This window comes from Streptomyces sp. NPDC054866 (genome assembly GCF_053610745.1).
Genome location: NZ_JBSGZA010000001.1, coordinates 716,424 through 730,441 on the forward strand (window position 1 = coordinate 716,424; position 14,018 = coordinate 730,441).

The 14,018-nt window shown below is 72.8% G+C and carries 15 protein-coding genes; 6 read left to right on the forward strand and 9 right to left on the reverse strand.

Annotated elements, in window-relative coordinates; genetic code table 11:
- The first annotated feature begins 106 nt into the window (after window positions 1-106).
- The 4 genes from ACWGI2_RS03035 (at window position 107) to ACWGI2_RS03050 (ending at window position 3,299) form a co-directional block, all read left to right on the forward strand.
- Window positions 107-361: a LapA family protein gene (locus tag ACWGI2_RS03035; RefSeq protein WP_453394376.1), complete on the forward strand. Its 255-nt coding sequence runs from the start codon at window positions 107-109 to the stop codon at window positions 359-361.
- A gap of 56 nt (window positions 362-417) precedes the next feature.
- Window positions 418-669, forward strand: coding sequence for a hypothetical protein (locus ACWGI2_RS03040; RefSeq protein WP_453693419.1), 252 nt, complete (start codon window positions 418-420; stop codon window positions 667-669).
- 20 nt (window positions 670-689) lie between these two features.
- On the forward strand, window positions 690-1,250 hold the full coding sequence (locus tag ACWGI2_RS03045) for a GNAT family N-acetyltransferase (protein ID WP_453693421.1): 561 nt from the start codon (window positions 690-692) through the stop codon (window positions 1,248-1,250).
- A 69-nt stretch (window positions 1,251-1,319) separates the two neighbouring features.
- Window positions 1,320-3,299: a DUF5107 domain-containing protein gene (locus ACWGI2_RS03050; protein ID WP_453693423.1), complete on the forward strand. Its 1,980-nt coding sequence runs from the start codon at window positions 1,320-1,322 to the stop codon at window positions 3,297-3,299.
- Between the two features lie 9 nt (window positions 3,300-3,308).
- Here the strand turns inward: ACWGI2_RS03050 and ACWGI2_RS03055 are convergent, their stop codons facing one another.
- The 6 genes from ACWGI2_RS03055 to ACWGI2_RS03080 all read right to left on the reverse strand — a co-directional run bounded on the left by ACWGI2_RS03055 (window position 3,309) and on the right by ACWGI2_RS03080 (window position 8,895).
- On the reverse strand, window positions 3,309-4,604 hold the full coding sequence (locus tag ACWGI2_RS03055) for an amidohydrolase family protein (RefSeq protein WP_453693425.1): 1,296 nt from the start codon (window positions 4,602-4,604) through the stop codon (window positions 3,309-3,311).
- A 44-nt stretch (window positions 4,605-4,648) separates the two neighbouring features.
- Window positions 4,649-5,929, reverse strand: a complete 1,281-nt coding sequence (locus ACWGI2_RS03060; protein WP_453693427.1) for an amidohydrolase family protein — start codon at window positions 5,927-5,929, stop codon at window positions 4,649-4,651.
- 154 nt (window positions 5,930-6,083) lie between these two features.
- On the reverse strand, window positions 6,084-6,776 hold the full coding sequence (locus tag ACWGI2_RS03065) for a GntR family transcriptional regulator (protein WP_453394382.1): 693 nt from the start codon (window positions 6,774-6,776) through the stop codon (window positions 6,084-6,086).
- 47 nt (window positions 6,777-6,823) lie between these two features.
- Window positions 6,824-7,177 (reverse strand): VOC family protein, encoded by a 354-nt coding sequence (locus ACWGI2_RS03070; RefSeq protein WP_160508301.1) that lies wholly within the window; start codon window positions 7,175-7,177, stop codon window positions 6,824-6,826.
- Window positions 7,178-7,187: 10 nt separating this feature from the next.
- Entirely contained in the window at window positions 7,188-7,766 is a 579-nt protein-coding gene (locus tag ACWGI2_RS03075) for a hypothetical protein (RefSeq protein ID WP_453693429.1), read from the reverse strand.
- 28 nt (window positions 7,767-7,794) lie between these two features.
- Window positions 7,795-8,895, reverse strand: a complete 1,101-nt coding sequence (locus tag ACWGI2_RS03080; RefSeq protein ID WP_453394384.1) for an enolase C-terminal domain-like protein — start codon at window positions 8,893-8,895, stop codon at window positions 7,795-7,797.
- 295 nt (window positions 8,896-9,190) lie between these two features.
- On the opposite strand from ACWGI2_RS03080, the gene ACWGI2_RS03085 reads away from it, so the two are divergent.
- On the forward strand, window positions 9,191-11,038 hold the full coding sequence (locus ACWGI2_RS03085) for a transketolase (RefSeq protein ID WP_453693431.1): 1,848 nt from the start codon (window positions 9,191-9,193) through the stop codon (window positions 11,036-11,038).
- Window positions 11,039-11,044: 6 nt separating this feature from the next.
- Here ACWGI2_RS03085 and ACWGI2_RS03090 read toward each other — a convergent pair whose 3' ends face one another.
- On the reverse strand, window positions 11,045-11,596 hold the full coding sequence (locus ACWGI2_RS03090) for a hypothetical protein (protein WP_453693433.1): 552 nt from the start codon (window positions 11,594-11,596) through the stop codon (window positions 11,045-11,047).
- A 135-nt stretch (window positions 11,597-11,731) separates the two neighbouring features.
- On the opposite strand from ACWGI2_RS03090, the gene ligD reads away from it, so the two are divergent.
- Entirely contained in the window at window positions 11,732-12,676 is a 945-nt protein-coding gene (gene ligD / locus ACWGI2_RS03095) for a non-homologous end-joining DNA ligase (protein ID WP_453693435.1), read from the forward strand.
- A gap of 237 nt (window positions 12,677-12,913) precedes the next feature.
- Here the strand turns inward: ligD and ACWGI2_RS03100 are convergent, their stop codons facing one another.
- Both ACWGI2_RS03100 and ACWGI2_RS03105 read right to left on the reverse strand, forming a co-directional pair.
- Window positions 12,914-13,084: a hydrophobic protein gene (locus ACWGI2_RS03100; RefSeq protein ID WP_160508311.1), complete on the reverse strand. Its 171-nt coding sequence runs from the start codon at window positions 13,082-13,084 to the stop codon at window positions 12,914-12,916.
- A 96-nt stretch (window positions 13,085-13,180) separates the two neighbouring features.
- Window positions 13,181-13,990 carry a class I SAM-dependent methyltransferase gene (locus ACWGI2_RS03105; protein ID WP_453693437.1) on the reverse strand — a complete coding sequence of 270 codons (810 nt, stop codon included), beginning with the start codon at window positions 13,988-13,990 and terminating at the stop codon, window positions 13,181-13,183.
- Between the last annotated feature and the right edge of the window lie 28 nt (window positions 13,991-14,018).

A 14,018-nucleotide genomic window follows, 5' to 3' on the forward strand; every position in this document is an offset into this window, starting at 1 on the left:
CCCACACCCCCACCCCGGAGGGGCATCCACCGCGCGCAAACCCGGTCCAGCTGCCCATGCTGGTCACCGGGGGAGGCCGGTCGAAGCTCCGAGGGAAGGTCCACGTATGAGTCCCAGCAGCTCCACGGGTGGCTCCAAGGGCGGCTCGGGCGGCGGCGGTGGCGGTGGCGTCATGACGCCGGGCAGGATCGCCGTCCTCGTGGTCGCCGTCCTCACCCTGGTCTTCATCTTCGAGAACACCCACCACACCAAGATCAGACTCCTGATCCCCGAGGTGACCATGCCGCTGTGGGTGGCGCTCCTCGGCACCGGCCTGATCGGCGCGCTGTGCGGGGCGTACTTCATGCGGCGGCGCAAGTGAGGATCCGGCTGAGGCGTGCGGGAGTCGTCGCGGGCGTCGCGGTCACGGTGGGCGCCATGACCGCCACGGTCGCGGCGGCTGCCGGGCCGCCGATGCCGGACTTCCGGGGAAAGGGCCTGGTCCGGGTCTTCTCGAACCTCGACTACCGCACCCGCGTGGACGTGAACGACGTCAGCGGTCACCGCCGGCACGTGCTGTGGCCGCTCAGCTGGAAGGTGTGCACGCAGTCCCCGGCCCCCGGCAGGGAGCTGAACGGGCAGCCGGTCGCCATCGGCGTCGTGAAGAAGGCGGAGCGCTGCCCCGCCTAGGGCGCGGCTAGCGTGGCCGGATGTCCGAGAGAAGCGACAGCACCGTATGTCTGGCCGAGGGACCCCGCGTAGGCATACGTCCCTACACCTACGCCGACGGCCCCGAGTTCACCGCACGCGCGCGGGAGAGCCGGGAGCTGCACCGGCCCTGGCTGTTCCCGCCCACCACGGACGAGGCGTACGCCACGTACGCGGGCGCGCTCATCGAGGACCGGAGCAGGGCCGGGTTCCTGGTCTGCGAGCGGGGCCGGGAGCACGCGCCCGGTGGCGCCATCGCGGGGTTCATCAACATCAACAACATCGTCGCGGGTGGCTTCCGGTGCGGGGCGCTGGGATACGGCGCCTTCGCGCACGCCGCCGGTCGCGGGCTGATGGCCGAGGGGCTCGGACTCGTCGTGCGGTACGCCTTCGACGTACTGGAACTGCACCGCCTGGAGATCAACGTCCAGCCCCGCAACACCGCCTCGATCGCCCTCGCCCGCAGCCGCGGTTTCCGTCTTGAGGGCTTCTCGCCGGACTTCCTGTACGTCGACGGCGCCTGGCGCGATCACCAGCGGTGGGCGCTGACGGCCACGGGTTAGGCGCGCGGTGCGCCTTTGCTTAATCCTGACTGGGATAGCCCCTGGTCGGGACGGCGCCGACCGTGTTCCATGGTGATCGTGACGACCACCGTGCGACGTGACGTACTGACGCTGCCCGCCGCCCCGTTGGGCCCCGAGAACCCGCTGCCGCCGCTGCGGCCGCTCCGTGAAGTGCACACGTTGGACGAGCGCGGCAGAGAGGGACTGCCGCGTGACATGGCACGGCAGCTCGGGTACGAGCCGCTGCGCGGCATCCTGCCGACGCGGGTGCTCGACGGGTACGGGCGCGAGCGGACCGACACGACGGTCGACACGCTGGTCATCGAGAACGACCGCCTTCGCGCCACCGTCCTGCCGGGTTTCGGCGGTCGCGTCCACTCCCTCTTCCATAAACCGACCGGCCGTGAACTCCTTTACCGCAACCCGGTGTTGCAGCCCGCCGCCTTCGCGCTGAACGGCGCATGGTTCTCCGGCGGCATCGAGTGGAACATCGGCGCCACCGGCCATACGACCCTGTCCTGCGCCCCCGTGCACGCCGCGCGCGTGACGGCGCCCGACGGTGGCGAGATGCTGCGGCTCTGGGAGTGGGAGCGGCTGCGGGACGTGCCGTTCCAGGTGGACCTGTGGCTGCCCGAAGGGTCCGACTTCCTCCACGTCGGCGTGCGGATCCGCAATCCGCACGAGAAGGCCGTGCCGGTCTACTGGTGGTCCAACATCGCGGTGCCCGAGGAGTGCCGCGTCCTCGCGCCGGCCGACGAGGCCTGGCACTTCGGCTACTCGGGCGCGCTGCGCAAGGTGCCCGTGCCGGAGACCGACGGAGTGGACCGGACCTATCCGCCGCGCAGCGAGTACGCCGCCGATTACTTCTACGACGTACCTGACCGGACGCGCCGCTGGATAGCCGCGCTCGACGACGAAGGGCACGGCCTCGTCCAGACGTCCACCGACCTGCTGCGCGGCCGCAAGCTCTTCGTGTGGGGCTCCGGTGCGGGCGGGCGGCGCTGGCAGGAGTGGCTGACGGAGCCGGGCACCGGAGGGTACGCGGAGATCCAGGCGGGCCTCGCGCGGACCCAGCTGGAGCATGTACGCCTGGACGCCGAGGGCGAGTTCGCCTGGCTGGAGTCGTACGGACCGCTGTCGGCGGACCCCGGTCCGGTGCACGGCTCCGACTGGCGCGCCGCGCGCGAGGAGGCGGGGGCGCGGCTCGCGGACGCGCTGCCGCGCGGCGCGGTGGAGGAGGCGTACGACGCGTGGCGGCCGTGCGCGGACACCGAGCCCGGTGAGGTGCTTGCCACCGGGTACGGTTGGGGCGCGCTCGAAGTCCTGCGCGGCGACTACAAGTTGCCGGGCACGCCGTTCGCCGAGTCCACGCTCGGCCCCGAACAGGAGCCGTGGCTTGAGCTGTTGCACTCCGGCGCCGTTCCCGAGCCGCGTCGCGTCGCGCCGCCGGGTCCGACCCTGGTCGCCCCACACTGGCGGGACATGCTGGAGACGGCGCCCGCGCGGCCGGTCGCGGAGTACCACCTGGGCGTGGCGCAGTGGCACGCGGGCGACCTGGCCCAGGCCGTACGGAGCTGGGAGCGCGGCCTCGAACTCGCCCCGTCACGCTGGCCGTTGCTGCGGTGCCTCGCGGTCGCCGACCAGGATTCGGGCCACATCGAGCGCGCCGCCGACCGGTACGCGGAAGCCTTCGACGACCTGTGCCAGGAGCGGCGCGACGACGGCGCCCTGTGGACGGCCGCGAGCGCCGCACTCGGCCGGGAGGCGATAGGTGCCCTGCTCGCGGCCGGGCGCACGGCGGTGGCGCGCGGCGTGTGGGACCGCCTGCACCCCTCCACGCGGGCGGAGGGCCGCTTCCGCCTCGTCGAGATCCAACTGCTCCTGGCGGAGGGGGAGAAGGCCGCCGTGCGGGCGATTTTCGACGAGGGCTTCGAGGTGGCCGACCTGCGCGAGGGCGCCGAGGTGCTCGGCGAGCTGTGGCGCGCGGTGACGGACGACCCGCTGCCCGCCCGGTACGACTTCCGGATGCGGGCAGCCCCGGCGGAGTGAAGCCCTGCGTTACGCCAACTCGCCGTTCCTGGCCACGACCTGACCGCCGTGCACCACCATGTCCCGCTGCGGCATGTCCACCAGGGCCTGCTGGACGTTCTCGCCGCGTACGAGGATGAAGTCGGCGGGCGAGCCGGGCTTCAGGTCCGCGTGGTCAAGGCCCATCACGTCGGCGCCGCCGTGCGCACCCAAGCGGTAGCAGTCGGCCAGCTCTTCGTCGAGGCGGACGTCGGTGACCCAGCCGAGGATGTGCGTACGGTGCAGCATGTCGGCGTTGCCGAACGGGCTCCACGCGTCGCGCACCCCGTCCGAGCCGAGCCCGACCCGCACGCCGTGCTCGCGCAGCTTCGCGATCGGCAGGACCAGTGACTCGTTCGGCGCCACGGTCGTCAGGGCGATGTCCTGCTCGCCCAAGTCGGCCGCCATTCTGCCCAGTTCGGTGTCGGACAGGTTCGGCAGGCAGAAGACGTGGCTGACCGTGACCTTGCCGCGCAGCGAGAGCGCCCGGGTGCGGTCGATGATGGCCCGCAGTACCTTCGTACCCTTCTCGTCGCGGTCGTGGAGGTGGATGTCGACGCCGACCCCGTGGCGGTCCGCGAGGCCGAAGACCAGGTCGAGCTGTTCGTCCATGGCGTTGTCGAAGCTGATCGGGTCTATGCCGCCGACCAGGTCGATGGCGCCGGAGCGTGCCGCTTCCTCCAGGAGCTCCGCCGTGCCGGGGGTCCGGACCACGCCGTGCTGCGGGAACGCCACGATCTGCACGTCGAGGGCGTCCCGCAGCCGCTCGCGGGCCGCGTTCACGCCCTCGACACCGGCGAGGTCGTAGGCCGGTGCCACGTCCACGTGGGCGCGCATCGCGCGGGTGCCTCGGGACACGGCGTGCGCCATCAGGCCGTACGCCCGCTCGCCGACCGGCCGGGCCTGGCTCTTGAACAGCTCCACGTCCTGGGCGCAGTAGTCGGCGATGCCGCTCGCCGGCTTCCGCGTCACCCAGTCGCCGCCCCACGTCGTCTTGTCCGGGTGGATGTGGGCGTCCACGAGCGAGGGCAGGGCGACCCGGCCGCCGCCGTCGATCACCTTGGCACCCTTGGGCGCCCGCCCGTCCGTGATCCGGCCGTCGACGACCGTGAGGTCCACGGGGGTCTTCGCGCCGAAGGGGCGGACGTTGCGGAACACCACGGCCTTGGGGCGGTGGCCGTCCGCGTGGGTCGCTGCCGCGGCCGGGGCGGCGGCCGACACGGCGGCTCCGGTGCCCGCGAACGCGGCGGCGGCGCCGAGCACGCCGCGACGGGAGAGAGGCGTCATGGGGATCTCCTTCAAGAGGGGAGTTACCGGGGACTCGGGGGAGTTCAGAGCGCGATGCCCGAACGGACCACGCGTGCGGGCGTCTTGAGAACCGTCACGTCGGACAGCGGGTCGCCGTCCACGACGAGCACGTCACCGGCGAAGCCGCGCGCCAGGCGGCCCGCCGTGCGGTCGAGGCCAAGCAGCTTCGCGGCTCCGGTGGTGGCCGTACGGATCGCGTCGAGCGCGGAGAGCCCGGCAGCGCGCATCAGCTCCACCTCGCGGCCGATGGGCTTGATCTTCCCGCCGGAGGAGTCCGTGCCCGCCGCGAGCGGCACACCCAGCTCGTGCGCGGCGAGCACGGCCCGCTTCAGAACCGGCAGGTACTGACGCCCGCGCTCGGCGAGCACCGGGTCCGACGACTCGGCGAGCCCGGCGATCGCGGTGAGCGTCGGCGTGAAGTACGTGCCCTTGCGCCGCATCTCGTGCAGCGTGCGCTCGCCGACGAACGCGCCGTGCTCCAGGGAGCGGATGCCCGCCATGACGGCGTCGTGGCAGCCCTTCTCGCTGTAGCTGTGGCAGAGCACGCCCTTGCCGCCGCGCCGGGCCGCCGCGACCACTGCGGACAGCTGATCGCGGTCGTACACCTGGGCCAGCGGGTCCTGCTCGGGCAGCCCGGCGCGCTCGTTGACCCGGGTCTTGATGACGTCGGCGCCACGGGCGAGGTTGACCTCGACGACGCGGCGCAGCGCCTCGGGCGAGCGCACGCCGTCACGGAGCCCGGCCAGCGGGGTCAGGTCGGGGTCGGCGAGGATCGTGTCGCCCAGGTCGGGCGTGACGAAGACACCGGCGGCGCGCAGCCGGGGCGCCTGCTCCGGCGCCTGGCGGGCCAACTCCCGTACGGCGATGTCCTGGTAGAAGTTGGTCGAGCCGCTGCGGGCGCTCGTCGCCCCGTGCCGCACCGCGTCGCGGGCCTCGGCCGCGGTGTTGAGGTGGATGTGCGCGTCGACGAGACCCGGCAGGATCCAGCGCCCGTGCGCGTCGAGCACCTCGGCCCCTTCGGGCACGTCGGTCCGTCCGCGCCTGCCCGCCGAGCGCACGACACCGTCCACGATGACGACCACCGCGTCCTCGGTCACCTCACCGGTCGCGGGGTCGAGGAGCGTGCCGCCCTCGATGACCAGATTCCCGCCGGTCGGCCGCGGCCCCTCGCTCGCTGCCGTGGCGTCCGCGCTGGGCGCGGCGGCGGTCAGCACGGCGGCGGTCCCGGCGAGCGCGGCGGCACCCGCGAGGACGCCACGGCGGGTGAGCCGGGAGGAGGGCGGAGGGGTGGACTCGACGCACATGGGGCTGCTCCAGGACGAGTTACGGAGGGGACGCGTCCGCAGTTTGTATACCAAGCTGGAGTGCCTCGCAAGGGAGGGAGTGGAAATGGGCAGGATGATGCCCGGATGAGCCCAGAGATACAGGGAGGAGGGATCCCTTTGGTATACAGGGCCCTCAGGAGGAAGGCTCTCCCTCGAAGAGCGACCGCAGCGCCACCGTCTGGCTGTCCCGCACGTGCAGCAGCGTGCTCGCCGCCGCCGTCTCCTCGTCGCCCGAGGCGATCTGGCGGTAGATCAGGTCGTGCTGGGCCCGCATGTGGTCCGGCTCGGCGCGCATGCCGAACAGGAGCTGGAGCTGCCAGCTCAGCTGCTCCATCGTGCGCGCGAGGAGCGGATTGCCGGAGAGGGTCACGATGCCCTCGTGGAAGGCCGTGTGCGCGGCGACCTCGCGCGGTCCGTCGTCCACGTCCGACGCCTGCTCGGCCTGGTGGAGCGTGGCCCGCAGCGCGGCGAGGCCCGACGGCTCGTCCGGTGCGCTGTCCGCCACCCGGCGCGCGGCGAGCCGGGACGCCTGGACGGCGAGCGGCTCCCACACCTCGTACAAGTGCCGCACATCCGCACGCTCCAGGCGGCGCACCCGCACCCCGCTGTGCGGCAGGAGTTCGAGCAGGCCCTCGGCGACCAGCGCGCGCATCGCCTCCCGCACGGGGACGCGCGACATCCGCAGCTCCTCGGCGACCTCACGCTCCACGAGACGCGAGCCGAGCGGATAGCGGCGGTCCACGATGCGCTGCCGGACGGCCTCGCGCGCCTGGGCGCTCAAGGAAACCCGTTCCGTACCGTCCGCCGTACTGCCCGCCACGTGCACCGTCCTCCGTTTCGGCCTGCCTGCCGTGGAGGATACGGGCAGACCGGTCAGGTCGCGGGGCGCCGGTCCGCGTACTCGAAGACCGTGCCGTCCGGGTGCACCGCGATGAGGTTGCGGCCCACCGGCGTCGGGACGGGGCCCGCGATGACGCGGGCGCCGGACGCGTTCAGGACGGTGTACGCCTCGTCGACGTCCGGTACCGCGATCGTCGCCGAGACCTTCCGGAGGATCTCCAGCTCACGCTCGGGCCCGCTCATCAACAGAAAGCAGCCGACCGCCGCGACCGAGACGCCCTCCCGCTCGAAACGCTGCGCGGTACCGCCCGCGAGGCGTTCGTAGAAGGCGACCGAGGACTCCAGGTCCTCGACGCAGATACGCAGCGTGGCTCCCAGGATCTCCATACGGCCGAGCCTAGTTGGCCCGGCCGCCACACGAGATCGTTTCGGAGGACTTCCGGCGGTTCCACCCCGTGGCGGCCACCACATCGGCCGCGATGTCCGCGACCCGCCGCCCGTCCGTCACCACACGGTGGGTGCCATCGGCCGCGCGCTCCTCCAGGCGCAGAGCCATCAACGCGCTGCGGTGCAGTTGCTGTTCGAGCTCAGAGCCCAGTTCACGCGCCCTCAGCCGCTCCTCGACCGTGGCGTCCGACGCCGTCAGAAGCACGCGGATGATGCGAGGGCCGCGCAGGGCACTGGCGAAGAGCCACTCCTCGCTCCCGAGGACGCTCGCCGTGTTCGTGTAGACGAGGCGGTGGCAGCCGAGGTCCGTGTAGTTCGCCCAGAGCGCCGCGAGGTTGCGCTCGGTGATCCCGGAGCGGTCGGGGTCGCCATCCGGCGCCGGATGGACGGCGTCAAGGACATCGCCCTCGATGTACGCGTGCCCCACGTCCGCCGCCCGCAGCTGCGCCGCGACCTCCCAGCCGACCGAGGACTTGCCCGCCCCGGAACGGCCGCCGATGAGCAGGGCCTCCGTCGTTCGCTCTCGCATGAGCCGAGCGTGGCAGGCTGCGGCGCTCTCACGCGACCCGGTATTCCTCGACCTCCTCCGTGCGGCGCAGCTCCAGGCCGTGGCCGACTCCGCCGTCTGGGCGGACCGTGCCGCCTGTCGGGTCGAGGGCGCCGTCGAAGAACATCGACTCGATCCGTACGTGGTCGTGGAGCCACTCGATGTGCCGGAGATTCGGTACGCACGCGGCGACCGCCGCATGCGCGTGCGGGGCGCAGCGGGCCGAGACCTCGATTCCGTGCGCCTGCGCGAGGGCCGCGGCCCGCAGCCACTCGGTCAGGCCGCCGCAGCGCGTGGCGTCCAGCTGGAGGCAGTCCACGGAGGGGATCAACCGGGCGAAGTACGCGAGGTCGTAGCCGTACGCGCCGGCCACCACGTCGCAGACCAGCGCGTCCCGCACCAGCGCGAGCCCCCGCAGATCGTCCGAAGGCACCGGCTCCTCGAACCAGCCCACACCGTGCTCGGCGAGCACCCGGCCCACCCGGATCGCCTGCTTGCGGGTGTAGCCGCCGCTCGCGTCGACGTACAACTCGGCCTGCGCGCCGATGACATCACGCGCGGTGCGCACCCGCAGCACGTCGCGGGCCGCCGCCCGCCCCCAGGCCTCGCCGACCTTGATCTTGACGCGGGGTATGCCCTGGCCGTGCACCCAGCCGTTCAGCTGGGCCGCCAGATGCGTGTCGTGGTACGTCGTGAAGCCGCCGCTCCCGTAGACGGGGACCTCGTCGCGGGCAGCGCCCAGGAGACGTACGAGCGGGACCTCCAGGAGGCGCGCCTTCAGGTCCCACAGGGCGATGTCGATCGCCGAGACCGCGCTCGACGCGGCTCCGGGGCGGCCGGTGTTGCGGACGGCCTTCGTCATCGCCGCGTGCGCCGCGGGGATGTCGAGCGCGTCGAGGCCCGTGACGGCCGGGGAGAGCTGCTCGGCCACCAGGGGGACGATGGACGCGGGACCGTAGGTCCAGCCCGTGCCCGTCGCGTCGCCCGCGGTGATCTCGACGATCACGATGGTCGTGCTCTCCCACGCGAAGGTGCCGTCCGCCTCGGGGGCGTCCGCGGGGACCGAGTAGGCGGACATGGCGGGGCTTTCGATGGGCACTGCGTCCTTCATCGGGACCGTCCTGGATCACATGCGGGGTGGGGGGCGCGGGGGCGGTGCGGGGTCGGCTCAGGACCCCCCACACCTGCGGCGGCGCTCGGTACGGGTATCCCGAAGCCCGACGGGCAAACCGGCCTTGCGCCGGTTCCGGCCCCGCGTACCCCCGGGGTTTGACGGCGGTTCGCAGGGGCAACCCGAAGGGCCCGCGTGCCAGGCTCGTCGAGAGGCCACGCACGCCAGGAACCGGCGGCCGCCGCGACCGGCAGGCCGCCGGGCCCGAAAGCTCTCAGGCCAAGGAGAACCCGCCATGATCACCAGCGAACTCGCCCCGCTCGCCCGGCAGTTGCGGGTCGACTCCGTCCGGGCGGCGGCCGCCGCGGGATCCGGGCACCCCACCTCCTCGATGTCCGCGGCCGATCTGATGGCGGTGCTCCTGGCGCGCCATCTGCACTACGACTTCGACCGGCCCGACCACCCCGGCAACGACCGTTTCATCCTCTCCAAGGGGCACGCCTCGCCTCTCCTGTACGCGGCGTACAAGGCGGCGGGCGTCGTCTCCGACGAAGAGCTGCTGACCTTCCGCGCGCGGGGCAGCCGCCTCGAAGGGCACCCGACACCGCGCCGCGTCCCCTGGGCCGAGGTCGCCACCGGGTCCCTCGGGCAGGGGCTCCCCGTGGGCGTCGGCATGGCACTCTCGGGCAAGCGGCTCGACCGGATTCCCTACCGGGTGTGGGTGCTGTGCGGCGACAGCGAGATGGCGGAGGGCTCGGTGTGGGAGGCCGTCGAGCACGCCGGGTACGAACACCTGGACAATCTGACCGCCGTCGTCGACGTCAACCGCCTCGGGCAGCGTGGCCCCACCCGGCACGCCTGGGACCTCGACGCCTACGCCCGCCGCTTCGCCGCCTTCGGCTGGCACGTCGTCGAGGTCGACGGCCACGACCTGGAGGACGTCGACCGCGCCTTCCAGGAGGCCCGCTCCACCGCCCGGCAGCCCACGGTCGTCCTCGCCCGCACCGTCAAGGGCAAGGGCGTCGCCGCCGCCGAGGACCGCGAGGGCCTGCACGGCAAGCCGCTGGCGGAGGCGGAGGCGGCGATCGAGGAGCTGGGCGGCGTCCACGACGTACGCGTCGAGGTGCGCAGGCCCCCGGCCGCTCGGGCGCTGCACGCGACGCGCAGCGGTCATCTGGAGCTGCCGCGCCACGAGGTGGGCGACTCCGTCGCCACCCGCACCGCCTTCGGCCAGGCGCTGACCGCGCTCGGCACCGCACGCGGCGACATCGTGGCCCTGGACGGGGAGGTCGGCGACTCCACGCGGACCGAGTACTTCGCCAAGGAACACCCCGACCGCTTCTTCGAGTGCTACATCGCCGAGCAGCAACTCGTCGCCGCCGCCGTGGGGTTGGCGGCCCGCGGCTGGATCCCGTACGCGTCGACGTTCGCCGCGTTCCTCACCCGCGCCCACGACTTCGTCCGCATGGCGGCCGTCAGCGGCTCCGGCATCAACCTCGTCGGCTCGCACGCGGGCGTGGCCATCGGTCAGGACGGCCCATCCCAGATGGGCCTCGAAGACCTGGCGATGTTCCGCGCCGTGCACGGTTCGACGGTCCTGTATCCGTGCGACGCCCACCAGACGGGCAAGCTCGTCGCCCAGATGGCCGGCCTGGACGGCGTGCGGTATCTGCGTACGTCTCGTGGGGACACGCCCGTCATCTACGGGCCCGGTGAGGAGTTCCCCATCGGCGGCTCCAAGATCCTGCGCTCCTCCGACGCCGACCGGCTCACGCTGGTCGCGGCGGGTGTGACCGTGCACGAGGCGCTGACCGCGGCCGAGTTCCTGGACAGCGAGGGCATCCAGGTACGGGTCATCGACCTGTACTCCGTCAAGCCCGTCGACCGCGCCACCCTGCGCGAGGCCGCCGAACGCACCGGCTGCCTGCTCACCGTCGAGGACCACCGGCCGGAGGGCGGCATCGGAGACGCCGTCGCGGACGCCTTCGCCGACGGGGGTCCGGTGCCGCGCCTGGTGCGGCTCGCGGTGAGCACGATGCCGGGCTCGGCGTCCCCCGACGAACAGCTGCACGACGCCGGTATCGACGCCGAGTCCATCGCGGCGGCGGCGCGGCTGCTCGTGGAGCAGGGGGTCGTGCGGTGAGGCCGGTCAGCGCCTTCCGGGGTCCGCCGACCGCGCCCTCCAGCGCCTCCCGGGCTCCGCCGAGCGAGCCCTGAACCAGGCGTTGGCCGTGGGCCGGAACATCAGGACCATCGCCCCGAGCACCGCGCTCAGATGCAGCACGCGGCTCGCGCCGAACAGGACGTCCACCGCTTTCAGATCCCGGAAGGCGTCCCCCAGGGTGTGGCCGCCGGCCAGCCATCGGAGGGGTTCGCTCACCAGGGACAGCGTGCCGAGGACGCCGAGCCCCACGGCGAGCGTCAGGCGGGCCCAGTTCCTGCCCCGGCGCAGCTGGACGGCGACCAGGACGGCCGCGGAGAACACGGTCATCCGCAGCAGCACGCCGCCCGCCACCTCCCCGGCGGACGTGTCGCCGCCGGACAGCAGCCCCCCGACCACGAGCACCGTCTCGAAGAAGCCCGCCACGACCGCGGTGATCCAGAGCGCGAACGCGGCCCGGACGTGCGGGGGAGCGGAGGCCTCACCGCCGCTCGGGCGGGAGGGCCGGTGCCCCGGATGTCTCTGCGTTCCGTACGTCATGGTGTGCCTCGCTCACTCCGGTCCACCCTGAACCGTCTGCCTGAATCCTTCCGGCGCGGGCGGCCCGTGGCACGCCCGCCGGCCCCCGTCCTCAGGTGTTGTCAGCACCCCTGTGCAGCATGAAAGGAACCCCACATGACCAGTGCACGAACCCTGCGGGCGGGGCGCCGCACCGTACAGCTGCACCGGCCCGACAAGGTCCTCTTCCCGGCGGGCGGCGGAGCGGGCCATGCGGAAGGAGCGGGCCACACGAAAGGGGACCTCGCCGACTACTACCGGGCCGTCGCCCCGTTCATGCTGCCCCATCTGCGCGGCCGCCCCCTGATGCTGGAGCGGCACCCGGACGGGGTCGACGGACCCCGCTTCATGCAGAAGGACACCCCTGACCACTACCCGGACTGGATCACCCGCGTCGAGGTCGCCAAGGAGGGCGGCACCGTCACCCACACGGTGTGCGACGACACCGCCACGCTCCTCTACCTCGCCGACCAGGCCTGCCTCACGCTGCACCGCTGGACGTCCCGCGTCGGCGGCGCCGGCGGTGTCACCCATCCCGACCGGCTCGTCTTCGACCTCGACCCGGCCAAGGACGACTTCGGCCCCGTCCGCGAGGCGGCGCGTCTCCTGGGTGAACTGCTCGACCACGTCGGACTGCCGTCCGCCCTGATGACCACGGGCTCGCGCGGACTGCACGTCATCGTGCCCCTCAACGGCCGCCACGACTTCGACGACGTACGCGCCTTCGCCAAGGACGTCGCCGAAACCCTCGCCCAGGCGCATCCCGAGCAGTTCACGACGGCCGCCCGCAAGAAGGACCGCGGCGACCGGCTCTATCTGGACGTGCAGCGCAACGCGTACGCGCAGACCGCCGTCGCCCCTTTCTCGGTCCGCGCCAAGCCCGGCGCTCCGGTCGCCGTGCCCGTCGCCTGGGATGACCTCGACGATCCGGCGCTCGGCGCCCGCCGCTGGACCATCGAGGACGCCGTCGAGCAGGCCCGCACCGATCCCTGGGCGGGACTCCTGCGCTCGGGGCGCGCCCTGGGACCGGCCCGCCGCAAGCTGCACGCCCTGCGCGGCTGAGGTTTGGCCGCGGGGCGCGGGGTCACCCGGACTCCGCGCGCGGAGTGAGGAGCGAGACCAGTGAGCACGTACATCTGAAGCCCCAGCAGCGCGATCTGCTCGCGCACCACAACGTCCTGTCCGAGGCGGGCATCCTGGGAGGCCAACCAGCTTGCCGGGTGGCCGAACTGCGCGTGGACCAGCCCCAGGCAGGCCGAGCCCGCGGGCTGAGGCCCGCGGGCTCGGGGACTTCCGGGTCTACCAGCGGTACCAGCGGGACCTCGTCCCGGTGGCCGTCGTGCTGCGCATCAGGAATCCGACCAGCCAGATGACGAGCACGGCGATGGCGATCCACCAGAGGATCTTCACGGCGAACCCCGCGCCGAAGAGGAGCAGGGCCAGCAGAAGGACAAGCAGGATGGGAACCATAGTGTCTTACCTCCTGCCGTCCGGGTACCCCCAACTGGCCGCGCTACGCAGCGAATTGAGCGATGCCGGTCACTTTTGACAGAGCATCTCTCCCGGTCACTTCCGGCAGAGGATCTCGCCGTGCAGCACGGCGAACCAGCCGTCCTCCCGCTCTCCCCACGCCCGCCAGCCGTCCGCGAAGGCCCGCAGTTCGCCGGCGTCGGCGTGCCCGCCCTCCACGGCCAGCCCCGCGTAGCCGGAGGCGACCGTGCGGTCCGCCCAGAGCCCGCTCCACCAGGTGCGCTCCTGAGGCGAGCTGTAGCACCAGGTGCTCGCGCCTGCGGTGATGTCCTCGAAACCGGCGGCCAGGGCCCAGGACTTGAGGCGGCTTCCCGCGTCCGGCTCGCCGCCGTTGGCGCGGGCCACCCGCCGGTACAGGTCCAGCCAGCCGTCCATGACGGGGGACTTCGGGTACCAGGTCATCGCCGAGTAGTCCGCGTCGCGGGCGGCGACGATGCCGCCGGGCGCGCAGACGCGCCGCATCTCGCTCAGGGCGCGCACCGGGTCGCCGACGTGCTGGAGCACCTGATGCGCGTGGACGACGCAGAAGGAGTCGTCCGGGTAGTCCAGGGCGTGCACGTCGGCGACGGCGAACTCCACGTTGTCCAGGCCGCGTTCGGCCGCCGTCGCGCGGGCCCGGTCCAGGATGCCGGGCGCGTGGTCGACACCCGTGACGTGTCCGTCGGGGACGAGTGCGGCCAGGTCGGCGGTGATGGTGCCGGGGCCGCAGCCGATGTCCAGGATCCGCATGTGCGGCTTCACCGCGTCGACGAGGTAGGCGGCCGAGTTGGCGGCGGTCCGCCAGGTGTGGGAGCGCAGGACGGACTCGTGGTGTCCGTGCGTGTAGACGGCGGTCTCCTCCGGCATGACGGGAACTCCTTCACGTTCGCTGCCG